Annotated in this window: 23 protein-coding genes; 15 read left to right on the top strand and 8 right to left on the bottom strand. The window is 64.8% G+C overall.

Annotated features, from left to right (window positions below):
• Window positions 1-303 precede the first annotated feature (303 nt).
• From NJF35_RS19530 to dksA, 5 genes are all read right to left on the bottom strand, one after another.
• Window positions 304-1,752: a sigma-54-dependent transcriptional regulator gene (locus NJF35_RS19530; RefSeq protein ID WP_253091391.1), complete on the bottom strand. Its 1,449-nt coding sequence runs from the start codon at window positions 1,750-1,752 to the stop codon at window positions 304-306.
• A 4-nt stretch (window positions 1,753-1,756) separates the two neighbouring features.
• Window positions 1,757-4,732 (bottom strand): sensor histidine kinase, encoded by a 2,976-nt coding sequence (locus tag NJF35_RS19525; RefSeq protein WP_225790237.1) that lies wholly within the window; start codon window positions 4,730-4,732, stop codon window positions 1,757-1,759.
• Window positions 4,716-4,892, bottom strand: coding sequence for a hypothetical protein (locus NJF35_RS19520; protein ID WP_003250005.1), 177 nt, complete (start codon window positions 4,890-4,892; stop codon window positions 4,716-4,718). Before NJF35_RS19520 ends, NJF35_RS19525 begins: the two co-directional genes overlap by 17 nt.
• Before the next feature lie 153 nt (window positions 4,893-5,045).
• The gene (gene gluQRS, locus NJF35_RS19515; protein ID WP_225790236.1) at window positions 5,046-5,933 is read right to left on the bottom strand and encodes a tRNA glutamyl-Q(34) synthetase GluQRS; all 888 of its coding nucleotides are present in this window, start codon (window positions 5,931-5,933) and stop codon (window positions 5,046-5,048) included.
• A 65-nt stretch (window positions 5,934-5,998) separates the two neighbouring features.
• A complete protein-coding gene (gene dksA / locus NJF35_RS19510) occupies window positions 5,999-6,445 on the bottom strand; it encodes an RNA polymerase-binding protein DksA (RefSeq protein WP_225790235.1) in 447 nt (148 codons plus the stop codon).
• Between the two features lie 211 nt (window positions 6,446-6,656).
• Between dksA and NJF35_RS19505 the strand changes: the two genes are divergently transcribed.
• Together NJF35_RS19505 and sfsA are read left to right on the top strand one after the other, a co-directional pair.
• Window positions 6,657-7,829, top strand: coding sequence for a pyridoxal phosphate-dependent aminotransferase (locus NJF35_RS19505; protein ID WP_225790234.1), 1,173 nt, complete (start codon window positions 6,657-6,659; stop codon window positions 7,827-7,829).
• On the top strand, window positions 7,829-8,542 hold the full coding sequence (sfsA, locus tag NJF35_RS19500) for a DNA/RNA nuclease SfsA (protein WP_225790233.1): 714 nt from the start codon (window positions 7,829-7,831) through the stop codon (window positions 8,540-8,542). Before NJF35_RS19505 ends, sfsA begins: the two co-directional genes overlap by 1 nt.
• On the opposite strand, the gene NJF35_RS19495 is transcribed toward sfsA, so the two are convergent.
• A complete protein-coding gene (locus NJF35_RS19495) occupies window positions 8,532-8,849 on the bottom strand; it encodes a Rieske (2Fe-2S) protein (protein ID WP_225790232.1) in 318 nt (105 codons plus the stop codon). The genes sfsA and NJF35_RS19495 overlap by 11 nt on opposite strands.
• Window positions 8,850-9,001: 152 nt before the next feature.
• Here NJF35_RS19495 and NJF35_RS19490 point away from each other — a divergent pair, with 152 nt between their 5' ends.
• Genes NJF35_RS19490 through NJF35_RS19475 form a run of 4 tightly spaced genes read left to right on the top strand, consistent with a single transcriptional unit; the run spans window position 9,002 to window position 12,587 of the window.
• Window positions 9,002-9,886, top strand: coding sequence for a hemin ABC transporter substrate-binding protein (locus NJF35_RS19490; RefSeq protein WP_225790231.1), 885 nt, complete (start codon window positions 9,002-9,004; stop codon window positions 9,884-9,886).
• Window positions 9,887-9,936: 50 nt separating this feature from the next.
• Complete coding sequence (locus NJF35_RS19485; protein ID WP_253091399.1) at window positions 9,937-10,920, top strand: FecCD family ABC transporter permease; 984 nt, start codon at window positions 9,937-9,939, stop codon at window positions 10,918-10,920.
• Entirely contained in the window at window positions 10,920-11,687 is a 768-nt protein-coding gene (locus NJF35_RS19480) for a heme ABC transporter ATP-binding protein (protein ID WP_225790230.1), read from the top strand. The genes NJF35_RS19485 and NJF35_RS19480 overlap by 1 nt, the downstream gene beginning before the upstream one ends.
• Before the next feature lie 12 nt (window positions 11,688-11,699).
• Window positions 11,700-12,587: a ChaN family lipoprotein gene (locus tag NJF35_RS19475; protein ID WP_253091390.1), complete on the top strand. Its 888-nt coding sequence runs from the start codon at window positions 11,700-11,702 to the stop codon at window positions 12,585-12,587.
• 193 nt (window positions 12,588-12,780) lie between these two features.
• On the opposite strand, the gene NJF35_RS19470 is transcribed toward NJF35_RS19475, so the two are convergent.
• Together NJF35_RS19470 and NJF35_RS19465 are read right to left on the bottom strand one after the other, a co-directional pair.
• Complete coding sequence (locus NJF35_RS19470) at window positions 12,781-13,059, bottom strand: TfoX/Sxy family protein (RefSeq protein WP_225790228.1); 279 nt, start codon at window positions 13,057-13,059, stop codon at window positions 12,781-12,783.
• Window positions 13,060-13,445: 386 nt separating this feature from the next.
• On the bottom strand, window positions 13,446-15,008 hold the full coding sequence (locus NJF35_RS19465; protein WP_253080742.1) for an AAA family ATPase: 1,563 nt from the start codon (window positions 15,006-15,008) through the stop codon (window positions 13,446-13,448).
• Between the two features lie 152 nt (window positions 15,009-15,160).
• On the opposite strand from NJF35_RS19465, the gene mrcB reads away from it, so the two are divergent.
• The 9 genes from mrcB (at window position 15,161) to msrQ (ending at window position 24,986) form a co-directional block, all read left to right on the top strand.
• Window positions 15,161-17,482 carry a penicillin-binding protein 1B gene (gene mrcB, locus NJF35_RS19460; RefSeq protein WP_253080743.1) on the top strand — a complete coding sequence of 774 codons (2,322 nt, stop codon included), beginning with the start codon at window positions 15,161-15,163 and terminating at the stop codon, window positions 17,480-17,482.
• Window positions 17,483-17,510: 28 nt separating this feature from the next.
• On the top strand, window positions 17,511-18,260 hold the full coding sequence (locus NJF35_RS19455; protein WP_225790225.1) for a tetratricopeptide repeat protein: 750 nt from the start codon (window positions 17,511-17,513) through the stop codon (window positions 18,258-18,260).
• A complete protein-coding gene (locus tag NJF35_RS19450) occupies window positions 18,257-18,589 on the top strand; it encodes a YqcC family protein (protein ID WP_225790224.1) in 333 nt (110 codons plus the stop codon). The genes NJF35_RS19455 and NJF35_RS19450 overlap by 4 nt, the downstream gene beginning before the upstream one ends.
• Window positions 18,590-18,996: 407 nt before the next feature.
• Window positions 18,997-20,721: an acetolactate synthase 3 large subunit gene (locus tag NJF35_RS19445; protein ID WP_253091389.1), complete on the top strand. Its 1,725-nt coding sequence runs from the start codon at window positions 18,997-18,999 to the stop codon at window positions 20,719-20,721.
• Window position 20,722: 1 nt separating this feature from the next.
• Window positions 20,723-21,214, top strand: a complete 492-nt coding sequence (ilvN, locus tag NJF35_RS19440) for an acetolactate synthase small subunit (protein ID WP_225790222.1) — start codon at window positions 20,723-20,725, stop codon at window positions 21,212-21,214.
• 59 nt (window positions 21,215-21,273) lie between these two features.
• Entirely contained in the window at window positions 21,274-22,290 is a 1,017-nt protein-coding gene (gene ilvC, locus NJF35_RS19435) for a ketol-acid reductoisomerase (protein WP_225790221.1), read from the top strand.
• A 148-nt stretch (window positions 22,291-22,438) separates the two neighbouring features.
• Window positions 22,439-23,284: a CDP-diacylglycerol--serine O-phosphatidyltransferase gene (gene pssA, locus NJF35_RS19430; RefSeq protein ID WP_225790220.1), complete on the top strand. Its 846-nt coding sequence runs from the start codon at window positions 22,439-22,441 to the stop codon at window positions 23,282-23,284.
• A gap of 77 nt (window positions 23,285-23,361) precedes the next feature.
• Complete coding sequence (gene msrP, locus NJF35_RS19425; RefSeq protein ID WP_225790219.1) at window positions 23,362-24,375, top strand: protein-methionine-sulfoxide reductase catalytic subunit MsrP; 1,014 nt, start codon at window positions 23,362-23,364, stop codon at window positions 24,373-24,375.
• Complete coding sequence (msrQ, locus tag NJF35_RS19420) at window positions 24,375-24,986, top strand: protein-methionine-sulfoxide reductase heme-binding subunit MsrQ (protein ID WP_225790218.1); 612 nt, start codon at window positions 24,375-24,377, stop codon at window positions 24,984-24,986. The genes msrP and msrQ overlap by 1 nt, the downstream gene beginning before the upstream one ends.
• Window positions 24,987-25,175: the final 189 nt, after the last annotated feature.

The raw sequence follows: 25,175 nt of genomic DNA, 5'->3' as shown, positions 1-25,175 counted from the left end.
ACCGTACGCCTCGGCGGATGTTACGTCTGGGTTGGTGGGGTAACAGATTCCGGGGAGTCTTGGGGCTGCCTTGCAGCCCGTCGCCGGCCAGCCGGTTCCCATAGAATCGTCTGTATGCCACATGATTGATGGACACCGCAGTCCCCTGTGGGAGCCGGCTTGCCGGCGATGGGGCGCGAAGCGGCCCCAAATGAGATCTGCCACTGGACCGAGTCGATCACAGATGACGGGCTTGCCCGCGAATGGGGGGAGCCCAAGGAGGAGGCAGGAGGACACTCTCCTGCCTATATAGAGGAAGGGCGATCAGTTGTCGCTGGTAGCGTTGCTCTTGCGCCGCGGGATACCCAGGCGCTGGCGCCGCTCCCACAGGCACTTGCGGCTGACGCCCAGCTTGCGGGCCAGCTCGGTCTCGGTCATGTGGTCCTGGTGTTCGAGGACGAAGTGCTGGAAGTAGTCTTCCAGCGAGAGGTCCTCGGTCGGCTCGTGGCTGGCGTTGTTGGCGCTGGCGTTGGATGCGGACGGGCTGCTGTCGAAGGCTTCCTCGTCCTCCAGGTCGCTCAGCTCGATGTCGATGCCCAGCAGGTCGGCGGAGATTTCCGCGCTCTCGCTGAGGATCACCGCGCGTTCCACTGCGTTCTCCAGTTCACGCACGTTGCCCGGCCAGCCGTAGTGGCGGATCGCTTGCTCGGCCTCGCTGGAGAAGTGCAGGTCATCACGCCCGATGCGTGCGCTCTGGCGAGCCAGGAAGGCATTGGCGATCTCGTTGACATCGCTGCCGCGCTCACGCAGGGCCGGCAGTTTCAGGGCGATGACGTGCAGGCGGTAATAAAGGTCTTCACGGAACTGGCCGGCCTTGGCCAGGTTCTTCAGGTCGCGGTGGGTCGCGGCGATCAGGCGTACGTCGACCTTCTGCGACTGCACCGAGCCGACTCGGCGGATCTCGCCTTCCTGCAGCACACGCAGCAGGCGCGCCTGGGCTTCCAGCGGCAGTTCGCCGATCTCGTCGAGGAACAGGGTGCCGCCGTCGGCCGCTTCCACCAGGCCCGCACGGCCGGCGCTGGCGCCGGTGAAGGCGCCTTTCTCGTGGCCGAACAGCTCCGACTCGATCAGGGTTTCCGGAATGGCCGCGCAGTTCACCGAGATCATCGGTGCCTTGGCCCGCCGCGACAGGTTGTGCAGGGCCCGGGCGACCAGTTCCTTGCCGGTGCCGGACTCACCCTGGATCAGTACATTGGAATCGGTGGGCGCGACCTTGCGGATCTTGCCGTACAGGTCTTGCATGGGCGGGCAGGAACCGATGATGCCGATCTCGCCGTTGGCCACTGCGGCGCTGCCCTTGTCGGCCGTGGCGGCCTTGCCGTTCGCCCGTGGTTCGGCGCTGGTGGGGGCGGCCGTGGCGTTTTGCCGGTCGCGCAGGATGCGCGCCACGGCCTGGAGCATCTCGTCGTGGTCGAAGGGCTTGGCGATGTAGTCCACCGCGCCCATTTTCATCGAGTCCACCGCCGAGCGCAGGCTGGCGTAGCTGGTCATGATCAGCACCGGCGTGCCCTGGCCGAGCTTGATCAACTCGGTGCCGGGGGCGCCGGGCAGGCGCAGGTCGCTGACGATCAGGTCGAAGGTGGCAATGCTGAAGCGCTCCTGGGCTTCCTGCACCGAGCCGGCCTCGCTGACCTGGTACTGGTTGCGTTCGAGCAGGCGGCGCAGGGCCGAACGGATGATGGTTTCGTCTTCGACGATCAGAATGTGCGGCATTGATTCAATTCTCTCGACGGTCTCGAATTTCAGGGGACGTCGCTACGACATGCCGGGGCAGGGTCACGCGGATCCGGGTGCCACGCTGCCGTTCGATATCGGCCGGGCTGTCGATGGTGATTTGCCCATAATGCTCTTCCACGATGGAATAGACCAGAGCAAGCCCAAGTCCGGTGCCTTCGCCCGGGTCCTTGGTGGTGAAGAAAGGTTCGAACAGGCGGTCCATGATGTTCTTCGGGATCCCGCTGCCCTCGTCCTCGACGATCAGGTCGACGGTGTGCTCGTTCGTTTCGCTGCGCACCCGCACGGCGCTGCCGGGCGGCGAGGCGTCACGGGCATTGGAGAGCAGGTTGATCAGCACCTGGGCCAGACGCTGGGGGTCGCCCTCGACCCAGTGGTCGGGGTCGCAGAGGTTGAAGAACTGTACTTCGAAATTGCGCCGGTTCAACGCCAGCAGACCAATGGCATCCTGCGCCACCTCGGCCAGGCACACCGGCTCCTCGCTGTTCTGGTGGCTGCCGCCGGCATGGGCGAAGCTCATCAGCGACTGGACGATGCGCGAGACGCGCTTGGTCTGCTCGATGATCTGGCTGGACAGCTCGGTGATCTCGCCATCGTCCTCGCGCTCCTCGCGCAGGTTCTGCGCCAGACAGGCGATGCCGGTGATCGGGTTGCCGATCTCGTGGGCCACGCCCGCGGCCAGGCGGCCGATGCTGGCCAGGCGCTCGGAGTGCACCAGCTTGTCTTCCAGGGCCTGGGTCTCGGTGAGGTCCTCGACCAGCAGCACCAGGCCGCTGTTGCCGGGCGACAGCGGTTCGGCGATGGCGGCCTTGTGCAGGTTGAGCCAGCGGGTCTGGCCGTCCAGGGCCAGGCGCTGCTTGTGCAGGTGTTCGTCGGGCACGTTGATGAAGTTCTGCAGCAGGCTGCGCCAGGGCTCCGCGACGGTGACCAGGCGCGAGCCGACCACGTGCTTGGCGGCGACCCCGGTCAGCTCCTCCATGGCCTTGTTCCACATCAGGATCTCCTGGTCCTTGGCCAGCGAGCAGACGCCCATGGGCAGTTCCTGCAGGGTCTGACGGTGGTAGCGGCGCAGGGCATCGAGTTCGGCGGCAAGGCCGGTCAGGCGCGAGTGGTAGTCTTCCAGGCGGCTTTCGATGAAGTGAATGTCTTCGGTGACGTAGTTCTCGTTGCCGGACTTGTACGGCAGGAAGGTCTCGACCATGTCCTGGGCCACGCTCGGGCCCATCAGGCCGGACAGGTTGGCCTCGATGCGGTCGCGCAGCCGGCGCAGGGCATAGGGGCGACGCTCGTCGAAGGGCAGGTAGAGGTCGCGCAGGGCCTGTTCGACTTCCTTCTGCGCAGCCTTGGCGCCCAGTGGCTTGGCCAGCTGGGTGGCGAACTCCTGTGGCGAGGCGGCGTGCAGTTCGCGGCGCTGGGGGCGGCGCACGTTGTCCACCGCACAGGCCTCGGCCGCGCTGACTTCTTCGCTGCTGGCATTGGTGAATAGCGAGATCAGGGTGAACAGCAGGACGTTGGCCGCCAGCGAGGCGATCGCCGCCATGTGCCAGCTGGTGTCGTCCAGCACGTAGATCATGTTCAGCAACGGGATATAGAAGCCTTGCAGGTTGCCCAGCAGGGGCAGCAGCATGGTCACCATCCACACCGAGATGCCCGCCAGCAGGCCGGCGATGAAACCGCGCCGGTTGGCGGTCGGCCAGTACAGCACCGAGAGCACGCCGGGCAGGAACTGCAAGGTGGCGACGAAGGCGACGATACCCAGGTTGGCCAGGCTCTGGTGGTAGTTCTGGGTCAGGTAGAAGACGAAGCCTGCGGCGATGATGGCGACGATCAGGGCGCGCCGGGTCCACTTCAGCCAGCGGTAGATGTTGCCTTCGGCCGGCGGCTGGTAGAGCGGCAGCACCAGGTGGTTGAGGGCCATGCCCGAGAGGGCCAGGGTCGTGACGATGATCAGCCCGCTGGAAGCGGATAGCCCACCGACATAAGCCAGCAGGGTCAGGGCCTGGTTGTCGGCGGCGATCCCCAGGCCGAGGGTGAAGTACTCCGGGTTGGTGCTCGCCCCCAGGCGCAGGCCTGCCCAGAGGATCAGCGGCACGGCCAGGCTCATCAGCAGCAGGAACAGCGGCAGGCCCCAGCTGGCGCTGACCAGCGAGCGGGGGTTGAGGTTCTCGGTGAAGGCCATGTGGTACATGTGCGGCATGACGATGGCCGAGGCGAAGAACACCAGCAGCAGGGTGCGCCATGGCCCCTCCTGCAAGGGTGTGTGCAGCGCGGCCAGCGCGGTCTGGTTCTGCAGCAGCCAGACTTCCAGCTGGTGCGGGCCACCGAACACGCCGTACAGCGCGTACAGGCCGATGCCGCCCAAGGCCAGCAGCTTGATCACCGATTCGAAGGCGATGGCGAACACCAGGCCTTCGTGCTTCTCGCGCGTGGCGATGTGGCGCGAGCCGAAGAAGATGGTGAAGAGAATGATCAGCACACAGAAGGCGAAGGCCACCCGGGCCTTCACCGGCTCGCCGGTGAGGATGCTGATCGAGTCGGCCACCGCCTGGATCTGCAGCGCCAGCAGAGGCAGCACGCCGACCAGCATGAAGATGGTGGTCAGCGCACCGGCCCAGGTGCTGCGGAAACGAAATGCCAGCAGGTCGGCCAGCGACGAGAGCTGGTAGGTGCGGGTGATCTTGAGGATCGGGTAGAGCAGCACCGGTGCCAGCAGGAAGGCCCCGGAGACCCCCAGGTAGCAGGCCAGGAAGCCATAGCCGTACTGGTAGGCCAGGCCCACCGAGCCGTAGAACGCCCAGGCACTGGCATAGACGCCCAGCGACAGGGTGTAGGTCAGTGGGTGGCGGATGAGCGAACGCGGGATCAGCCCTCGTTCGCTGATCCAGGCCACGCCGAACAGCACCAGCAGGTAGGCGGCGCTGATCAGGATCATCTGGGTCAGGCTAAAGCTCATCGGCATCTCGTTGGCTCTGCAGGATGAAGGTGACGACGATCAGGATCAGCCAGAGCAGGTAGGGGCGGTACCAGGCACCGGTCGGTTCGATCCACCAGTCCATGATGGCCGGGGAGAACAGGTAGATCCCCACGACCAGAAGCAGGACCAAACGATAGATGTACATGCTGGCCTCGATGGTTGGGCGCTGCGGGCTTGGACTTATTATTGGCGCAAATGGCTGCGGCGATGCTAGCGGGATTCAGCCTTGCTCGGCAACAATTTGAATTTGTTGGACTTTTCCAAGCGCTCTCCACTTATCCCTGGAGCCCCTTGGCCATCAATGCAGCTCGGCCTCTGGCAGGGTGCGCTGCCGTGCGATGGCCTCGGGGCGCCAGCGCTGGCGCGCCACCGCCAGCACTTCGGCGGGGCTGGCGCTTTCCAGCGCCGGCTCCGTGACCTGGCCCAGGGCCCGCAAGGCGCGCAACAGCAGCGGCGTGGCCTGGTCGGCCGCCAGTGGCGGCGAGCGATACGACTTGCCCAGCTTGTGCCCGTCCGGCTGCACGATCAAGGGAATGTGCAGGTAACGCGGCTGGGAAAATCCCAGCAGTTCCTGCAGGTACAGCTGGCGTGGGGTGTTGTCCAGCAGGTCGGCGCCGCGCACGATGTCGGTGACGCCCTGCCAGGCATCGTCCAGCACCACTGCCAGTTGGTAGGCATAGAGCCCATCCCGGCGCTGGATGACGAAGTCGCCCACGTCGCGGCCCAGGTGCTGTTGGAAATCGCCCTGGACCCGGTCGGTGAAGCGGTAGACCAGCTCCGGCACCCGCAGGCGGATCGCCGCTCCTTCGCGGGCATGGCCCGCGTTGCGGCACAGCCCCGGGTACACTCCGCCATAAGCTTCGAGCTGCTTGCGCGAACAGGTACAGGCGTAGGCCAGGCCCATGCTCAGTAGGCGTTCGACCACCTCGGCATAGGCTTCGTGGCGCAGGCTCTGGTACACCACCTCGCCATCCCATTCCAGGCCATAGCGCTCCAGGGTTTGCAGGATGGCATCCCGGGCGCCGGGCATCTCCCGCGGTGGGTCGGTGTCTTCCACGCGCAGCAGCCAGCGGCCTGCGGCGGCGCGGGCATCGAGCCAGGAGGCGAGGGCGGCGACCAGCGAGCCGAAGTGCAGGAAGCCACTGGGGGTGGGGGCGAAACGCCCAATGTAGCGGGAGTCGTTCATGGTTTTTTGCAGGGCTACCAAATGAAACGGGGCGCCTATAGCGCCCCGTTCGGTCGGGAATCAGGTCAACCCTTGCCGACCTGCTTTTCCTTCTTCTCCGCCAGCTCCTTGCAGTCGAAGCACAGGTCGGCGGTAGGGCGGGCCTCCAGGCGGCGCAGGCCGATTTCGACGCCGCAGGCCTCGCACCAGCCGTACTCTTCGTCCTGGATGGACTGCAGGGTCTTGTCGATCTTCTTGATCAGCTTGCGCTCGCGATCGCGGTTGCGCAGTTCCAGGGCGAACTCTTCTTCCTGGCTGGCACGGTCGGCGGGGTCGGGGAAGTTGGCCGCTTCATCCTTCATGTGGTCTACGGTCCGATCCACACTGGTCATCAGCTCTTGCTTCCAGGCGCTCAGGAGCTTGATGAAATGCTTGCGCATGGGTTCACCCATGTACTCCTCGCCCGGTGTTTCCTTATAGGGTTCGACACCGTACATGGTCTGACCGGCTTTTTGCTTTTCTACGGTGGACATGAATAGACCGCCTCTCACTCATCTGATCCAATGCGCAGGCTGCTCCATCTCCGGCGACCGCCGGCCCTGCGACTGCGAGCCGCCGAACTTACCAGATAGATCGGGGGTGCGCTACCCCGCCCGATCCTAGGAATTGACAGCAGCGCTAGCCGCGCGTTCGATGCTGCGCAAGGGTAGAATCAACAGTTTAGACCCAATTGAGAGAAGGCCCATGGCCCAGCCCCACAGTGCGCGTAGTCGCGCCATCGAACCCTTCCACGTCATGGCCTTGCTGGCACGTGCCAACGAGTTGCAGGCGGCCGGCCATGATGTCATTCACCTGGAGATCGGCGAGCCGGACTTCACCACCGCCGAGCCCATCGTGGCAGCGGGCCAGGCGGCGCTGGCCGCCGGCCATACCCGTTACACCGCCGCCCGTGGATTGCCGGCGCTGCGCGAGGCGATCGCCGGCTTCTATGGTCAGCGCTATGGCGTCGACCTCGACCCCGAACGCATTCTCATCACGCCGGGTGGCTCCGGTGCTCTGCTGCTGGCCAGCAGCCTGCTGGTCGACCCTGGCAAGCACTGGCTGCTGGCAGACCCTGGCTACCCGTGCAATCGTCACTTCCTGCGCCTGGTAGAAGGCGGCGCGCAGCTGGTACCGGTGGGCCCCGAAGTCAACTACCAACTGACCGCCGACCTGGTCGAGCGCCACTGGGACAAGGACACCGTGGGCGCCCTGGTGGCTTCGCCGGCCAACCCCACCGGTACGGTGCTCGACCGTCAGGCCCTGGCCAGCCTGTCCCAGGCCACCCGCGAACGCCATGGCCACCTGGTGGTGGACGAGATCTACCATGGCCTGACCTATGGCATGGACGCGCCGAGCGTGCTGGAAGTGGATGACCAGGCGTTTGTCCTGAATAGTTTTTCCAAGTATTTCGGCATGACCGGCTGGCGGCTTGGCTGGCTGGTGGCGCCACCCTCTGCGGTGGGCGACCTGGAAAAGCTGGCGCAGAACCTCTACATCAGTGCCCCGAGCATGGCCCAGCATGCCGCGCTGGCGTGCTTCGAGCCGCAGACCCTGGCGATTCTCGAGGCGCGTCGCGCCGAGTTCGCCCGCCGTCGCGACTTCCTGCTGCCGGCCCTGCGCGAGCTGGGCTTCGGCATTGCCGTGGAGCCCCAGGGCGCTTTCTACCTGTACGCCGACATCAGTGCCTTCGGCGGCGATGCCTTCGCCTTCTGCCGGCATTTCCTGGAGACCGAGCACGTGGCATTCACCCCGGGCCTGGATTTCGGCCGCCACCAGGCCAGCCACCATGTGCGTTTCGCCTACACCCAGAGCCTGCCGCGCCTGGAAGAGGCGGTGCAGCGTATCGCCCGTGGCCTGCGGAGCTGGCAAGGCTGATGCTGTTCTTTCCCGAACTCGAACAGGCGCGCCTGCTGCGTCGCTACAAACGCTTCCTGGCCGACATCGAGCTGGCCAACGGCGAACAGTTGACCATCCACTGCCCCAACACCGGCTCCATGCTCAACTGCATGCGTGAAGGCGGGCAGGTCTGGTTCAGCCGCTCCAACGACCCCAAGCGCAAGCTGCCGGGCACCTGGGAGATCAGCGAGACGCCCCAGGGACGCCTGGCCTGTGTCAACACCGGCCGGGCCAATGCCCTGGTCGAGGAGGCGCTGCGCGCCGGGCTGATCGCCGAACTGGCCGGGTTCACCGCGCTCAGGCGTGAAGTGGCCTATGGCGAGGAGGGCAGCCGGGTGGATTTTCGCCTGGAGTTCGCCGAGGGCCCGGCCTATGTGGAGGTCAAGAGCGTCACCCTGGGCTACCCGGACACCCCGGTCGCCGCCTTCCCCGATGCGGTGACCCAGCGCGGTGCCAAGCACCTGCGTGAGTTGGCGGCCCTGGCGCGCCAGGGTATCCGTGCGGTGCAGCTGTATTGCGTGAACCTCACCGGGATAGAAGCGGTGCGCCCAGCTGAGGAGATCGACGCCGCCTACGCCCAGGCCCTGCGCGCCGCGGTGGCGGATGGTGTCGAGGTCCTGGCCTATGGCACACGCCTGGATGCCTCGCGAATCGTCATCGACCGCCCGCTGCCGGTGCTGCTCACGCCTTGAGCCAGATGCCCTGGCTGTCTTCCAGGCAGTCCAAGGCTTGTAGCCGGTCACCTTCGCAGGGGCCGGCCACGCATTCGCCGCTCTCGATCAGGAACAGTGCCCCATGATGGGCGCAATGGATCAGGCTGGCGCTGTCGTCGAGAAAGGCGTTTTCATCCCAGTTCAGGGCGATGCCCCGGTGCGGGCAGCGGTTGCGATAGAGATAGACCCGGCCCTGGCGGCGCACGCCGAACAGTCGTTCGCCAGCTACGCTGAAGGCGCGGCTGTGGCCTTCGGCGAGGTCGGTGGAGGTGCAGAGAAAATGCATCGCAGGGTATGGCTCGTGTAACGAAGGGATGGCTTGACGCTTCAATGCGAATAATTATCAAATTGCCCGCATGCGCTGTGTACGCCTGCCTATGGTGCGCAGTTCCGCCGTCCGCCACAAGGCGTGCGGCCTGCCTTCTGCAAAGGAATACGATGATGCGTCGTCCCGCTGCCCTGGCCGCCTTGTGCGCCGGCCTTGTCCTCGCCACCCAGGCCCTGGCCGCCGAGCTGCCGCAACGCTGGGTCAGTGCCGGTGGCGCCTTGAGCGAGTGGATCAGTGCCTTGGGCGGCGAGCAGCGCCTGGTGGGCGTCGATACCACCAGCCAGCACCCCGAATCGCTCAAGGCCTTGCCCAGCATCGGCTACCAGCGCCAGTTGTCTGCCGAGGGCATTCTCAGCCTGCGTCCGGATGTGCTGGTCGGCACCGAGGAGATGGGCCCGCCACCGGTGCTGGCGCAGATCCGCAAGGCCGGTGTGCGGGTCGAGCTGTTCTCCAGCAAGGCCGAACTGGGGGCCGTGGACGAGAACCTCAAGCATTTGGGCAGCCTGCTGGGGGCCGAGCAGAAGGCCGCCGAGCTCGCCGCCGGGTACCACCAGCAGCTCGACGCGTTGCAGGCCAAGGTCAAGCAGGCCCAGGCCAGCCAGCAGGCGCCGGGCGTGCTGCTGCTGGTCGGCCATGCCGGCGCCAAGCCGCTGATCGCCGGGCAAGGCACGGCCGGCGACTGGCTGCTGCGCCAGGCCGGCGCGCGCAACCTGGCCGATCACCAGGGCTACAAGAACTTTTCCGTGGAGGCCTTGGCGGCCCTGGACCCGGATGTGGTGGTGTTCTCCGACCGCAGCCTGAGCGGCGAGCAAGCCTTGCAGGCGCTGCTCAAGGAGAACCCGGCCCTGGCCGCTTCCCGGGCGGTGCGTGACAAACGCCTGGTGTCCCTCGATCCGACCCTGTTGGTCGGTGGCCTGGGGCCGCGCCTGCCGGCCACCCTGCATGAGCTGGCTGGCGCCTTCTATCCGGCGGCCAAGGGCTCGCTCGCCCAATGAAGCGGCGGGTCCAGCCGCGCACGCTGTTCATCTGCCTGACCCTGCTGTGCCTGCTGGCGATCTGGCTGTCGCTGGCCCTGGGCCCGGTAAGCCTGCCGTTGTTCGACACCTTGCGCGCCGGCTTGCACCTGTTGGGGCTGCCCATCGCCGCCGAGGGCCTGGAGCAGGCCGGGATGATCCTGGGGCAGATCCGCCTGCCGCGTACCTTGCTGGGGCTGGCGGTCGGGGCGGTGTTGGCGCTCTGCGGGGTGGCCATGCAGGGGCTGTTCCGCAATCCCCTCGCCGACCCGGGGTTGGTCGGGGTCGCCAGTGGTGCGGCCCTGGGGGCGGCGGTGGTGATCGTCGGCGGTAGCTGGCTGGGCGGTATTCCGGAAGTGCTCGCACCTTACCTGTTGTCGGTCTGTGCGTTCATCGGCGGCCTCGGGGTGACGGCGCTGGTCTACCGCCTGGGCCGTCGCGACGGCCAGACCAATGTCGCCACCATGCTGCTGGCCGGGATCGCCCTGACCGCCCTGGGCGGCTCGGCGGTCGGCCTGTTCACCTACCTGGCCGACGACGCCACCCTGCGTACCTTGACCTTCTGGAACCTGGGCAGCCTCAATGGCGCCAGCTACGAACGCCTGTGGCCCTTGCTGCTGGTGGCCGTGGCGGTGGCACTGTGGCTGCCGCGGCGTGCCCAGGCACTCAATGCCTTGTTACTGGGTGAGTCGGAGGCGCGCCATCTGGGGATCGAGGTGGAGTCGCTCAAGCGCGAACTGGTGTTCTGTACCGCCCTGGGCGTGGGCGCGGCCGTCGCTGCTGCCGGGCTCATCGGTTTCATCGGCCTGGTGGTGCCGCACTTGGTACGCCTGGTGGCAGGGCCCGATCACCGGGTGCTGTTGCCGGCTTCGTTGCTGGCGGGTGGCTCGCTGCTGCTGTTCGCCGACCTGGTGGCACGCCTGGCCCTGGCGCCGGCGGAGCTGCCGATTGGTATCGTCACGGCTTTCATCGGCGCGCCGTTCTTCCTGTTCCTGCTGGTTCGAGGGCGGCACTGATGCTTGAAGTCGAAGGCCTGCACCTGCGCCGTGGCGCGACCGAGGTGCTGCACGATATCCGGTTGGAACTGCGCCCCAGCCAGGTCCTGGGTGTGCTCGGGCCCAACGGTGCCGGCAAGAGCAGCCTGCTGGCCGCCTTGTGCGGGGAGCTGGCGCCCAGCCAGGGCCGGGTACGCTTGCTGGGGCGCGAGCTGGGGGATTGGACAGGGCAGGAGCGGGCCCGTCGCCTGGCCGTGCTGCCGCAGGTTTCCAACCTTGGCTTTGCCTTTCGCGTCGAGGAAGTGGTTGGCCTTGGCCGGTTGCCCCACGCCAGCGGCCAGCAGCGCGACCGGGAAATCGTCGAAGCGGCCCTGCGCGCGGCGGATGCCAGCCATCTGGTGGAGCGCAGTTACCTGGCGTTGTCCGGGGGCGAGCGCCAACGGGTGCACCTGGCCCGGGTCCTGGCCCAGCTGTGGCCGGGCGAGGAGGGCACCACGCTGCTGCTGGACGAACCGACCTCGATGCTCGACCCGCTGCACCAGCACACGACCCTGCAGGCGGTGCGCAGCTTCGCCGACCGTGGCGCGGCAGTGCTGGTGATCCTGCATGACCTGAACCTGGCGGCGCGCTACTGTGACCATATCCTGTTGCTGGAGCAGGGCCGCTGCCATGCCCTGGATACCCCGCAGCGGGTCCTGACTCCCGATGCGCTCAAAGCGGTGTTCGGCATCGACGTGCTGGTCCAGCCGCATCCGGAGCGTGGTCATCCGCTGATCATCACCCGCTAGGAGGCTTCCCCCATGCGCCATCCCTTGTTGTGCGGCCTGCCGATCCTGCTGGCCCTGGTGCTGGTGGGCTGCCAGGCCAGCTTGCCAGCCCTGCCTGCGTGGCAGAGCAGCGAGGGGTGCGACAGTACGCAACTGGGGCAGATCCGTGACCTGGCCAGTGGCGAGGTGCTCAGCCCCGGGCAACTGGTGGCGCGCCTGGCCCAGGCGCCACGGGTACTGGTGGGAGAAAAGCACGACAACCCCGATCATCACGCCCTGCAACTGTGGTTGCTGCGTGCCCTGGAAGCCCACCGTCCCCAGGGCAGCCTGCTATTGGAGATGCTGCAGCCTTCGCAGCAGCCGCTGGTCGATGCGCTGCAAGGCCAGGCGACGCTGCCCGAGGACCTGCCCAAGGCCTTGGCCTGGCAGGAGGGCTGGGACTGGCAGGTGTACGGGCCGATCGTGCGGGAGGCGTTGCGGCGCCCCGTCCCGCTGCTGGCGGCCAACCTGTCGCAGGATGAAGTACGCCAGGCCTATCGCGATTCGCCGGTGTTGCCAGGAGAGCGCTCGAATGCGCCGGTCGTGAAGGCTGCGCTGCTCGAGCAGGTGCGCGCCGGGCACTGTGGCCTGCTGCCTGAAACGCAGCTACCCGCCATGCTGGCTGTCCAGCAGCAACGTGATCGGCGTATCGCCGAGCGGGTACTCGCCGCTGCGCAACCGGCCTTGCTGTTCACGGGCAGCTACCACGCGCGCAAGGACCTGGGGGTACCACTGCATCTGGCCGACCTGGGGGCCCAAGGCGAGACGAAGGTGCTGTTGCTGGCGGAGGTTGGCGAGCAGGTTGGGCCGGGCATGGCCGATTATGTGTGGTACACCGCAGCCTTGCCGGAGCAGGACTACTGTGCCCAGTTGCGGCGCTGATCGCGCTCGGCCGGGGTCGGAATTTCCAGGCAAAAAAAGACCCGGCAAATTGCCGGGTCAATAACCGTGATTAGCCTGATGAGGAGATAATCTGAAAGTCCGAACCAGGGGCTGTCAGTTTATCCAACCAGTCTCGCGACCAGTTGTGATAATCATAACGATTCTCATTTCGTCGTCAATACCTTCGCTCCGATTATTTTGATTTTTTTTGCGTAGGGCTCTTGGCATCCAGTTGTTGGTCGAGTGCCTGCTTGCGCTCGGGCGGCAGGTCGTTCCAGTGCATGTCGAGCAGTGCCGCCTCGATCGAGTACAACAGCACCTTCGAGGCCCGGAAGCCCCGCGACTTCACGGCCTGGTAGGCACCGACCGCGCCCAGCCGGCGCAGGTCCGAGGCACTGTGGATGCCGACGGCGTGGAGCCATTGCGCGGAGGTCTTGCCAAGATTTCTCAGATGCTGCAATTCATCGTTCATCGGGCCTCCTTGCGATGGCTGAACGAGTGTCGTGGGGATAAATCGCGAGCAGGTCAGAGAGGAGTGTAGCGGGGGTTGGGAAATACGCGGCCTTTTGCCATCGGCGAGGGGCGAGGTAGGGCTGCGCGATGCCAGGAATCGGGACTGCTTCGCAGTCCATCGCCGGCAAGCCCACACGCAGGGTGCAGCGGTGCTCACGCCACATCATCAGCCATGCAGAGGGCTGTGGGGGAGTCGGCTTGCCGGCGATGGGGCATACCCAGGGCCCGAGCCAACCACGAATGATGCGGCTTGCCGGGGCATCTTGTGGGAGCGGCCTTGTGTCGCGAAAAGACTGCTTAGCAGCCCCAGGATCCCCGCCGCCCCACCAGGATCCTGGTTGTGCCTCAGATACCCGGCAGGCGCTGGCGGATCTGCTCGATCAACTGGTCCATGCTGGCGCTTTCCTGAGTGTCCACACGCTTGCTGTGTTGCTGTTCATTGGCATCCAGCGGGTCGCGGCTGGCCTGTTGCGCCTTGATCACCTCCAAGGTGGCGTCGGAGGGGTCGTCGTTCGCCGCCTGGCGCTGTTCCAGCCAGCTGGCGATGACCGCATCCGGGGCATGGCAGTCGAGGATCAAGAAAGGCACGCCAGTCTCGCTGGCGACCTCTGCCGCCGCCTGGCGCTGCTCATGCTTGAGGTAGGTGGCATCGAGCACCACCGGGAAACCGGCACGCAGGATGATCGCGGCCAGGTCATGCAGGCGCTGGTAGGTGGCGCGGCTGGCGTCCTGATCGTAGATCCCGGTTTGCACCTGCCCGCTGTTCTGCGGCGTCTGCTCGCCGAACAGGCGCTTGCGCTCGACATCCGAGCGCACGCGGATCGCCCCCAGCGACTCGACCAGGCGCATGGCCACGTGGCTCTTGCCCACTGCCGAGACACCGTGGGTGATGGCCAGCAGGCGCGAGGGGATGGCGCTGTAGCTCTCTGCCAGGTTGGCGTAGTTGCGATAGGTACGCAGGGTGGTGGCGCGCTGCACGCCATCGGCTCCGGCCGGCATGCTGAACAGGGCGACCTTGGCGCGTACCAGGGCGCGGTAGGCCTTGTAGAAGTTGAGCAGCTCCAGGCCTTCGTAGTCGCCGGTCAGTTCCAGGTACTGGCTGATGAAACGCCGGGCCAGGCATTTGAGGCCGCGGTCTTCCAGGTCCATGGCCAGGAAGGCGGTATCGGCGTAGACATCGGTCAGGCGGAACGGCTCGTTGAACTCGATGCAGTCGAAGATCACTACCTTGCCGTCGATCAGGGTGGCGTTGCCCAGGTGGACGTCGCCGTGGCATTCGCGGATGAAGCCGTTGGCTTTGCGTGCCGCGAGCAGGTCGTACAGGCGGTCGAAGCTGGCGCGGGCCCAGGCCTGCAGGTTGTCCAGCTGCTGCAGGTCGGCCTTGTCGTTGAGGAACGGACGGATCTGCTCGAAGTTCTGCTCCACCGGCGCCATGACGCTTTCCGGCGTACCCAGCGGGTGTTCGACCGGGACCCTGGGCGCCTGCAGGTGGAATTCGGCGAGCTGCCGGGCCATCTGGTCGATGTGGCCGGCGTTCAGTTCACCGTTGGCCTGCAAGGTCGCGAGCATCTGGCCCTGGGGGAACTGGCGCATCTTCAGGGCGTACTCGATCGGCTCGCCTTCGCCATCCAATTGCGGGGCCTCGGGGCTACCGGTGATCGGCAACACTTCCAGGTACAGACCGTCGGTCAGGCGCTGGTTCAGGCGCAGTTCTTCGTGGCAGAAGTGGCGGCGCTGGTCCAGGGCGGTGAAGTCGAGGAAGCCGAAGTTCATCGGCTTCTTGATCTTGTAGGCGTACTCGCCGGTCAGCAGCACCCAGGAGATATGCGTCTCGATGAGTTGGAACCCGTCTACCGGATGCGGGTAGAGGGCGGGGTTCTGCAGTGCGCTGATCAGGGCTTGGCTCACGGGCAATCCTTCAGGAGTCAGGGAATTCGAAAGCGACATTATGGTCAATGGTGCCGTCCCTGCATACCGCCGGAAATACTGGCGATCGTACGCGGTTGTCCGAATCGGCCCACAGGCCACCAGCCCTTGCAAAGTGCGTATAATCCGCCGCCATGACTCGTACCCGAAATCCCCGTACCCCCAAGAAACGCCCCGGTGGCCGCTCCCGCGCCTGGCTGGGCTGGGCCCTGAAGCTCAGCCTGGTCGGCCTGGTCGTGGTCGCCGGCTTTGCGATCTACCTCGATGCCGTCGTCCAGGAGAAGTTCTCCGGCAAGCGCTGGACCATCCCGGCCAAGGTGTATGCCCGGCCGCTGGAGCTGTTCGTCGGCCAGAAACTGAGCCGCAACGACTTCCTCACCGAGCTCGATGCCCTTGGCTATCGTCGCGAGAACGCCGCCAACGGCCCTGGCGCCGCCTCGGTCAACGGCAATACCGTCGAGCTCAATACCCGCGGCTTCCAGTTCTACGAGGGCATGGAGCCGGCGCAGTTCGTCCGTGTGCGCTTCTCCGGTGACTACGTGGCGGGCCTGTCCGGGGCCAACGGCGGCAAGCTCGATGTGGTGCGCCTGGAGCCGCTGATGATCGGCGGCATCTATCCGAAGAACCTCGAAGACCGCATCCTGATCAAGATCGACCAGGTGCCGCCGTACCTGCTGGAAACCCTGGTGGCCGTGGAAGACCGCGACTTCTACAGCCATTTCGGTGTCTCGCCCAAGTCCATCGTCCGGGCCGCCTGGGTCAACACCTCGTCGGGTGCCATGCGCCAGGGCGGCAGTACCCTGACCCAGCAGTTGGTCAAGAACTTCTACCTGACCAACGAGCGCAGCCTCAGCCGTAAGCTGACCGAAGCCATGATGGCCGTGTTGCTCGAACTGCACTACGACAAGCGCGAGATCCTCGAGGCCTACCTCAACGAGGTTTTCGTCGGCCAGGATGGCCAGCGCGCGGTGCATGGCTTCGGCCTGGCCAGCCAGTTCTTCTTCAGCCAGCCGCTGTCGGAGCTCAAGCTGCACCAAATCGCCCTGTTGGTGGGCATGGTCAAGGGACCGTCCTACTACAACCCGCGCCGCTATCCCGAGCGCGCCCTGGCCCGTCGCAACCTGGTGCTCGACCTGCTGGCCGAGCAGGGCGTGGCCAGCCAGGCGGTGGTCGATGCGGCGAAGAAGATGCCGCTGGGCGTGACCAAGCGCGGCAGCCTGGCCGACAGCTCGTTCCCGGCCTTCCTCGACCTGGTCAAGCGTCAGCTGCGCCAGGACTACCGCGACGAAGACCTGACCGAAGAAGGCTTGCGCATCTTCACCAGCTTCGACCCGATCCTGCAGATGAAGGCCGAGACGGCCATGAGCGAGACGTTCAAGCGCCTGGCCGGGCGCAAGGGCGCCGAGGCCGTGGAGTCGGCGATGGTGGTGACCAATCCGGAAACCGGCGAGGTCCAGGCGTTGATCGGCAGCCGTCAGTCCGGTTTCGCTGGCTTCAACCGTGCCATCGACGCGGTGCGGCCGATCGGCTCGCTGGTCAAGCCGGCGGTCTACCTGACGGCTCTGGAAAAACCGAGTCGCTACACACTGACCAGCTGGGTGCAGGACGAGCCGTTCTCGGTGAAAGGGGCCAACGGCCAGGTGTGGCGCCCGCAGAACTACGACCGCCGTCCCCACGGCACCATCTACCTGTACCAGGGGCTGGCCAACTCCTACAACCTGTCCACCGCCAAGATCGGCCTGGAAGTAGGGGTGCCCAATGTGATCAAGACCATTGGCCGGCTCGGCGTGGACGTCGACTGGCCGGCGTTCCCATCGATGCTGCTGGGGGCCGGTGGCATGTCGCCGATGCAGGTCGCGACCATGTACCAGACCATCGCCAATGGTGGCTTCAACACCCCGATACGGGGCATCCGCAGCGTGCTCACCGCCGAGGGCGAGCCGCTCAAGCGCTATCCGTTCCAGATCCAGCAGACCTTCGATCCGGGGGCCATCTACCTGGTGCAGAACGCCATGCAGCGGGTCATGCGCGAAGGCACTGGGCGCTCGGTCTACAACGTGCTGCCTCGCTCCCTGACCCTGGCGGGCAAGACCGGCACCAGCAACGACTCGCGCGACAGCTGGTTCTCCGGCTTCAGCCAGGACCTGCTGGCGGTGGTCTGGCTGGGCCGTGACGACAACGGCAAGACCCCCTTCACCGGCGCCACCGGTGCCTTGCAAGTCTGGACCAGCTTCATGCGCAAGGCAGACCCGCTGCCGCTGGACATGCCGCAGCCGGACAATGTCGTGCAGGCCTGGATCGATCCGTATAGCGGGCAGGGTTCGGACCGCAGCTGTCCGGGGGCGGTGCAGATGCCGTATATTCAGGGGAGCGAACCGCCCGCCGGGGCTGCCTGTGGCGGCGAGCAGAATCCGGCCGAGTCGGTCATGGACTGGGTCAAGGGCTGGATGAATTGAGCACAGGCTGCATTTGAAGAGGTGTGAAGTGAACAAGTGGTGGTTTCCTGCCTTGGCGGCGCTGGCTGTGCTCCACGGCTGTGCCAGCGTGCCGCGCGGCAATATTCCAGTGGTCGACTCGGGCTCCCCGGTATCCAACGGTGAGCGCGTCTCGGCCAACCGTAACGCGACCTATCCGACCAGCGGTGGCACCAGCCAGGCGCAGTCGCTGCCCGAGGACTCCGGGGTGACCGTGATGATCCCGCAGGGCACGGGCTCCACGCCGATCCAGGCTTTCCCGGCCGGCAGCGGCGCCGCACCGATCAGCACCGGGCCGATCACGACCAACCCCAACCCGGTTGCCGACGAGCCGTTCGACATCGCCTCGATGAACAGCGCGCCCAGTCCATCCAGCGCCCCGACCGGCATTCCGTCGGGCAACGTCTCCAGTGGCGGCCTGGCGGCCGACGAGCAGCTCGACGGCCCGGTTCTGGCGCTGCTGACCACCGCTCAGCAACAGCAAGGTGGTGGTGATTTCAACGGTGCGGCCTCGAGCCTGGAGCGCGCCCAGCGCATCGCCCCGCGCGAGCCGCAGGTGCTGTTCCGCCTGGCCCAGGTACGCCTGGCGCAAGGGGATGCGGCGCAGGCCGAGCAACTGGCGCGACGCGCCCTGACTTACGCCAACGGTCGTCCCGACTTACAGGCCGAGCTGTGGAACACCATCGCCCAGGCCCGCGAGAAGCAGGGCGACAGCGCCGGTGCCGCCCTGGCGCGGCAGAAGGCGCAGGTCAAACTGTGATGGAACAGCGCATCCTCGATATCGCCGATCATTTGCTATTGATCGAGCGCGAGCTGCAGGTCCAGGGCTGGTGGAGCGCCGAACCGCCGAGCGAGCAGGCGCTGGCCAGCGTGGCGCCTTTCGCGGTCGATACCATGAGCTTCGAGCAGTGGTTGCAATGGATCTTCCTGCCGCGCATGAAGTTCATCCTCGAGCACGGCGATCCCCTGCCCAATGCGTCCGGCATCCTGGTCATGGCCGAAACGGTGTTCGTCGATCGTCCGCAAGAGAGTCGTGAGCTGCGGCGCCTGCTGGCAGCGTTCGACCAATTGATCAGCCCTTCCGCCTGATTTCTTCTCTTTTTCCTTCAAGGGCCGCAGATTGTGGCCCTTTTTTGTGGAAATCTTTATTTTTCTGCTGCTGGCTACCTTTTTCGTGGTGGCAGGAATTCATCCTGGGTGAAAATTGGCAATAATTTTTCTTGACTTGCGCGCGGCGAATCAGAAGAATCCAGTTTCCGCTGTAGGGGGACTGCCAGAAGCAGACCCGCTAAGCAGATCATGAGGCGCACACCCGCGCCGACTCGTTACACCCCGCAACGCGTTACCTCGCGCTGGGTGGGAAGACCCCGCAACACTCTGGGGCGATCCCAATACTTGCTCAGTCAGTGCTGACGTTCGCTCATGCTCTGCTTGGCAGTAAACCTATTAAGACCCGCCCGCGTGGGCGGTATTCTGGCGTTTTAGAGGTGAACAACGTGGAGCTTTTATCTGGCGCTGAGATGGTCGTCCGCTTCTTGCGTGACGAAGGCGTTAAGCACATCTACGGGTACCCTGGTGGTGCTCTCCTTCATGTTTACGACGCCCTGTTCAAGGAACCGGAGATCAATCACATCCTGGTTCGCCATGAGCAGGCTGCCACCCATATGGCGGACGGCTACGCCCGTGCCACCGGCAAGGCCGGCGTGGTGCTGGTGACCTCCGGCCCAGGCGCGACCAATGCCATCACTGGCATTGCCACCGCCTACATGGATTCGATCCCGATGGTCATCCTGTCCGGCCAGGTGCCCAGCACCATGGTGGGCACCGATGCCTTCCAGGAAACTGACATGATTGGTATTTCCCGGCCGATCGTGAAGCACAGCTTCATGGTCAAGCATGCCTCGGAAATCCCGGAAGTTCTGAAAAAAGCCTTCTACCTGGCGCAATCCGGCCGTCCCGGCCCGGTCGTGGTCGACATTCCAAAAGATATGACCAACCCGGCCGAGAAGTTCGAATACGTCTACCCGAAGAAGGTCAAGCTGCGTTCCTACAGCCCGGCCGTTCGGGGCCACTCCGGGCAGATCCGCAAGGCGGCCGAGATGCTCCTGGCGGCCAAGCGCCCGGTGGTCTACTCCGGCGGCGGCGTGGTTCTCGGCGGTGGCTCCGAAGCCCTCACCGAGATCGCCAAGTCGCTGAACCTGCCGGTCACCAACACCCTGATGGGCCTGGGTGGCTTCCCGGGTACCGATCGTCAGTTCCTCGGCATGCTCGGCATGCACGGCAGCTACACCGCCAACATGGCCATGCACCATGCCGACGTGATCTTCGCGGTCGGCGCGCGCTTCGATGACCGTGTGGTCAACGGCTCGGCCAAGTTCTGCCCGAATGCCAAGATCATCCACATCGATATCGACCCTGCGTCGATCTCCAAGATGATCAAGGCCGACGTGCCGATCGTCGGGCCGGTCGAGAGCGTGCTGAACGAGATGCTGACCATCCTCAAGGAAATCGGCGAGCAGCCTGAGAAGGCGGCGCTGGATGCCTGGTGGAAGCAGATCGACGAATGGCGCGGCGATCGCGGCCTGTTCCCCTACGACAAGGGCGACGGCAGCATGATCAAGCCGCAGACCGTGATCGAGACCCTCTGCGAAGTGACCAACGGCGATGCCTTCATCACCTCCGACGTGGGCCAGCACCAGATGTTCGCGGCGCAGTACTACCGCTTCAACAAGCCCAACCGTTGGATCAACTCCGGTGGCCTGGGCACCATGGGCTTCGGTTTCCCGGCGGCGATGGGCATCAAGCTCAACTTCCCCGACCAGGACGTGGCCTGCGTGACTGGTGAAGGCAGCATCCAGATGAACATCCAGGAACTGTCCACCTGCATGCAGTACGACCTGCCGGTGAAGATCGTCAACCTGAACAACGGTGTGCTGGGCATGGTGCGCCAGTGGCAGGACATGTCCTACAACGGTCGTCACTCGCACTCCTACGTGGAGTCGCTGCCTGATTTCGTCAAGCTGGTCGAGGCCTATGGCCACGTGGGTATCCGCATCACCAGCCTGAAGGATCTCAAGCCGAAGCTGGAAGAGGCCTTCGCGATGAAAGACCGCCTGGTGTTCATCGATATCGCGGTCGACAGGACCGAGCACGTCTACCCGATGCAGATCAAGGACGGCTCGATGCGTGACATGTGGCTGAGCAAGACGGAGCGTACCTGATATGCGGCACATCATTTCCCTGCTGCTGGAAAACGAACCCGGTGCCTTGTCTCGCGTGGTCGGCCTGTTCTCCCAGCGCAACTACAACATCGAAAGCCTGACCGTGGCGCCGACCGAGGATCCAACCCTGTCGCGCCTGACCCTGACCACCGTTGGTCATGACGAAGTGATCGAGCAGATCACCAAGAACCTGAACAAGCTGGTGGAAGTGGTCAAGCTGGTCGATCTGTCGGAAAGTGCTCACATCGAGCGCGAACTGATGCTGGTCAAGGTCAAGGCCACCGGTGCCCAGCGCGCCGAGATCAAGCGCACCACGGACATCTTCCGTGGCCAGATCGTCGATGTCACCTCCAGCGTGTACACCGTGCAGCTCAGCGGTACCAGCGACAAACTGGACAGCTTCATCCAGGCCATCGGCACCGCGTCGATCCTGGAAACCGTGCGCAGCGGCGTCACCGGCATCGCCCGTGGCGACAAAGTGCTCAGCATCTGAATACTGCAAGACAAGAATCAGTGATGGCTCCGTGAGCCGAGATATAACAGGGGTATTTCATGAAAGTTTATTACGACAAAGACTGCGACCTTTCGATCATCCAGGGCAAGAAAGTCGCCATCATCGGTTACGGCTCCCAGGGCCACGCCCAGGCGTGCAACCTGAAGGACTCCGGTGTGGACGTTACCGTCGGTCTGCGTAAAGGTTCGGCCACCGTCGCCAAGGCAGAAGCCCATGGCTTGAAAGTCGCCGACGTCGCTACCGCCGTCGCCGCTGCCGACCTGGTCATGATCCTGACCCCGGACGAGTTCCAGGGCGCCCTGTACAAGAGCGAGATCGAGCCGAACATCAAGCAGGGTGCTACCCTGGCCTTCTCCCACGGCTTCTCGATCCACTACAACCAGGTCGTGCCGCGTGGCGACCTCGACGTCATCATGATCGCGCCGAAGGCCCCGGGCCACACCGTTCGCTCCGAGTTCGTCAAGGGCGGCGGTATCCCTGACCTGATCGCTGTCTACCAGGACGCTTCCGGCAACGCCAAGAACGTCGCGCTGTCCTACGCCGCTGGCGTCGGCGGTGGCCGTACCGGCATCATCGAAACCACCTTCAAGGACGAGACCGAGACCGACCTGTTCGGTGAGCAGGCCGTTCTGTGCGGCGGTACCGTCGAGCTGGTCAAGGCCGGTTTCGAAACCCTGGTCGAAGCGGGCTACGCGCCAGAAATGGCCTACTTCGAGTGCCTGCACGAGCTGAAGCTGATCGTCGACCTCATGTACGAAGGCGGCATCGCCAACATGAACTACTCGATCTCCAACAACGCCGAGTACGGTGAGTACGTCACGGGCCCAGAGGTCATCAACGAAGAATCCCGCAAGGCCATGCGCAACGCTCTGAAGCGCATCCAGGACGGCGAGTACGCGAAGATGTTCATCTCCGAGGGTGCTACCAACTACCCATCGATGACCGCCAAGCGTCGTAACAACGCCGCTCACGGCATCGAAGTCATCGGCGAGCAACTGCGCTCCATGATGCCTTGGATCTCGGCCAACAAGATCGTCGACAAGACCAAGAACTGATCCTGGTCCGGCGAGATGAAAAACGCGGCTTCGGCCGCGTTTTTTCGTTTACGCGCCCCGCTTCTGGTATAAAGCGACCAACGGCTTGCTGTCAGCACCTGTTTCGCAAGCCCATGTCGAACATTTTCCATCCTGCAAGGTATTTTTCATGAGCGAACGTCCCGAAGAGCCGAACAAGCCCTCCGACGCCGAAAGCCTGCTACCTGTCGATGAACACATCGAGGAAGGGCACGACGCCGAAGGACGCAAGGTCCGGCACCGCGGTATCTACCTGCTGCCCAACCTGTTCACCACCGCCAATCTGTTCGCCGGCTTCTATTCGATCGTCAGCTCCATCAGCGCCCATGGTTATCTCAGCGCGGGCGATCCGCGCGAGGCGAGCAAGTACTTTGCCTTCGCCGCGATCGCCATCTTCGTGGCCATGGTCCTCGACAGCCTGGACGGCCGCGTGGCGCGCATGACCAACACCCAGAGCGCGTTCGGCGCCGAGTACGACTCGCTGTCGGACATGGCCGCTTTCGGCGTGGCGCCCGCATTGCTGGCGTTCGTCTGGGCCCTGGGCGACATGGGCAAGGTCGGCTGGATGGTCGCCTTCATCTATGTGGCGGGGGCCGCGCTGCGCCTGGCGCGCTTCAACACCCAGGTCGGCACCGCCGACAAGCGCTACTTCATCGGCTTGGCCAGCCCGGCAGCCGCAGGCGTGGTCGCCGGTATCGTGTGGGCGTTCAGCGACTACGGTATCCAGGGCTCGAAGCTGTCGTTCCTGGTGGCCTTGCTGGTGGCTGCCGCCGGCATGCTGATGGTGAGCAACATCAAGTACAACAGCTTCAAGGAACTGGACCTCAAGGGCCGTGTGCCGTTCGTGGCGATCCTGGCCGTGGTGCTGGTGTTCGCCGTGGTATTCAGCGACCCGCCACGTATCCTGCTGCTGATCTTCCTCGGCTATGCGATCTCCGGCCCCGTGCAGTACCTGCTGCGCCGTCGCAAAGCCTGACAACGATTTAATGATGCAATAACCTGCCGGCTCCATAGTCTTACTGGTACATCCGTCACCTGTGCTGTGGAGCCGTCATGCTGATCAAGCTTCCCAGATCGTCCGACTGCAAAGGGTCGGAGATCACCCCCGAAGGTCTTTATCTTTCCCGGCGCACCCTGCTCGGTGGTTCCCTGGCCGGGTTGGCCCTTGGTACGTTGCCGGGCATCGCGCAGGCGGTCGAGGCGTCGCGCTATGCCGATGTCGCGCCAGGTGCCGCACCTGGCTGGTTCATCGACAAGCTCGGCGATACCCGCTGGCAGGCGGTGACGGTCAAGGACGAGGCGATCACGCCGTTCAAGGATGCCACCCACTACAACAACTTCTATGAGTTCGGGCCCGACAAGGGCGATCCGGCGGCCAATGCCGGCAGCCTGAAGACCGAGCCCTGGAGTCTGGTGGTCGATGGCGAGGTCGGCAAGCCCGGACGCTATGCGCTCGAAGACTTCGTCAAGCCTCACCAGCTCGAGGAGCGCATCTACCGGCTACGCTGTGTCGAGGCGTGGTCGATGGTCATTCCCTGGCTGGGCTTTCCGTTGGCGGCGGTGCTCGAGCAGGTCGAGCCGACCTCCAGGGCGCGCTATGTGCGCTTCGAGACCCTGCAGGACCCACAGAACATGCCCGGGCAGCGCTCAGGCTTCGCCCTGATCGACTGGCCCTACGTGGAAGGCTTGCGCCTGGACGAGGCGATGAACCCGCTGGCGATCATGGCGGTGGGCATGTATGGCCGGGAGTTGCCCAACCAGAACGGTGCGCCGCTGCGCCTGGTGGTGCCATGGAAGTACGGGTTCAAGAGCATCAAGTCGATCGTGCGCATCAGCCTGGTAGCGGATCAGCCGCGGACCACCTGGGAGAGCCTGGCGCCCGATGAGTACGGCTTCTATGCCAACGTCAACCCGACGGTCGATCATCCACGCTGGAGCCAGGCCCGGGAGCGGCGCTTGCCCAGTGGCCTGTTCAGCCCCAATGTGCGCGATACCTTGATGTTCAATGGCTATGCCGATGAAGTGGCGTCGCTGTATACCGGGCTCGACCTGCGGAAGCACTACTGATGCGCTACCCCTGGTTTCGCTTGGCGATCTTCCTGGTGGGGTGTTTCTTTCCCGCCTGGTGGCTGTACGAGGCGGCGATGGACCTGCTCGGCCCGGACCCGGGAAAGATCCTGGTGGATCGCCTGGGGCTGGGGGCGCTGATCTTTCTTTTGGTCACCCTTGCCATGACGCCCTTGCAGCGGTTGACGGGGTGGTCGGGCTGGATCGTCGTGCGCCGGCAGCTCGGCCTGTGGTGCTTTGCCTATATCGTGTTGCACATGACGGCCTACATGGTGTTCATCCTGGGGCTGGATTGGGGGCAGTTGGGCGTGGAGTTGCGCAAGCGCCCCTATATCATCGTCGGCGCCCTTGGTTTTCTCGGGCTGCTGGCGTTGGCCGTCACCTCCAACCGCTACAGCCAGCGGCGTCTGGGCGCCCGTTGGAAGACGTTGCACAAGCTCGTCTACGTGATCCTGGGGTTGGGATTGCTGCATTTCCTGTGGGTGGTGCGTTCCGACCTGAAGGAGTGGGTGCTGTATGCCGCTATCGGGAGTTTTTTGTTGGTGCTGCGGATTCCGGCGGTCTGGCGACGTGTGCCCCGCTTGTTCGGGCGGCGGGGTAGGGCGGCATAAGCACTGCCTGGATTGCGCTGAGCCCGGGGAGCCGGCTTGCCGGCGATGCGCTCGGGCATATTGTTGAAGTTTATTAAGGATTTATGAAAATAACGGTTGACGGGGTTTCGAATCCCCTTATAATGCGCCCCACTTCCGACGTAGTCGAAACGAAAAACTCTTTGATATTCAACGAGTTGAACGCTTCAG

It is taken from the genome of Pseudomonas guariconensis (genome assembly GCF_024127895.1).
GTDB lineage: Bacteria > Pseudomonadota > Gammaproteobacteria > Pseudomonadales > Pseudomonadaceae > Aquipseudomonas > Aquipseudomonas guariconensis_B.
Note: the sequence above shows the minus strand (reverse complement) of the source record. Positions and strands in the feature narration are given on the sequence as shown.

Excerpts from the sequence above, each read along its gene's own strand:
- NJF35_RS19530 (WP_253091391.1), bottom strand. The coding sequence starts at position 1,752 with ATGCCGCACATTCTGATCGTCGAAGACGAAACCATCATCCGTTCGGCC.
- NJF35_RS19525 (WP_225790237.1), bottom strand. The coding sequence starts at position 4,732 with ATGCCGATGAGCTTTAGCCTGACCCAGATGATCCTGATCAGCGCCGCC.
- NJF35_RS19520 (WP_003250005.1), bottom strand. The coding sequence starts at position 4,892 with ATGTACATCTATCGTTTGGTCCTGCTTCTGGTCGTGGGGATCTACCTG.
- gluQRS (WP_225790236.1), bottom strand. The coding sequence starts at position 5,933 with ATGAACGACTCCCGCTACATTGGGCGTTTCGCCCCCACCCCCAGTGGC.
- dksA (WP_225790235.1), bottom strand. The coding sequence starts at position 6,445 with ATGTCCACCGTAGAAAAGCAAAAAGCCGGTCAGACCATGTACGGTGTC.
- NJF35_RS19505 (WP_225790234.1), top strand. The coding sequence starts at position 6,657 with ATGGCCCAGCCCCACAGTGCGCGTAGTCGCGCCATCGAACCCTTCCAC.
- sfsA (WP_225790233.1), top strand. The coding sequence starts at position 7,829 with ATGCTGTTCTTTCCCGAACTCGAACAGGCGCGCCTGCTGCGTCGCTAC.
- NJF35_RS19495 (WP_225790232.1), bottom strand. The coding sequence starts at position 8,849 with ATGCATTTTCTCTGCACCTCCACCGACCTCGCCGAAGGCCACAGCCGC.
- NJF35_RS19490 (WP_225790231.1), top strand. The coding sequence starts at position 9,002 with ATGATGCGTCGTCCCGCTGCCCTGGCCGCCTTGTGCGCCGGCCTTGTC.
- NJF35_RS19480 (WP_225790230.1), top strand. The coding sequence starts at position 10,920 with ATGCTTGAAGTCGAAGGCCTGCACCTGCGCCGTGGCGCGACCGAGGTG.
- NJF35_RS19475 (WP_253091390.1), top strand. The coding sequence starts at position 11,700 with ATGCGCCATCCCTTGTTGTGCGGCCTGCCGATCCTGCTGGCCCTGGTG.
- NJF35_RS19470 (WP_225790228.1), bottom strand. The coding sequence starts at position 13,059 with ATGAACGATGAATTGCAGCATCTGAGAAATCTTGGCAAGACCTCCGCG.
- mrcB (WP_253080743.1), top strand. The coding sequence starts at position 15,161 with ATGACTCGTACCCGAAATCCCCGTACCCCCAAGAAACGCCCCGGTGGC.
- ilvN (WP_225790222.1), top strand. The coding sequence starts at position 20,723 with ATGCGGCACATCATTTCCCTGCTGCTGGAAAACGAACCCGGTGCCTTG.
- ilvC (WP_225790221.1), top strand. The coding sequence starts at position 21,274 with ATGAAAGTTTATTACGACAAAGACTGCGACCTTTCGATCATCCAGGGC.
- pssA (WP_225790220.1), top strand. The coding sequence starts at position 22,439 with ATGAGCGAACGTCCCGAAGAGCCGAACAAGCCCTCCGACGCCGAAAGC.
- msrP (WP_225790219.1), top strand. The coding sequence starts at position 23,362 with ATGCTGATCAAGCTTCCCAGATCGTCCGACTGCAAAGGGTCGGAGATC.
- msrQ (WP_225790218.1), top strand. The coding sequence starts at position 24,375 with ATGCGCTACCCCTGGTTTCGCTTGGCGATCTTCCTGGTGGGGTGTTTC.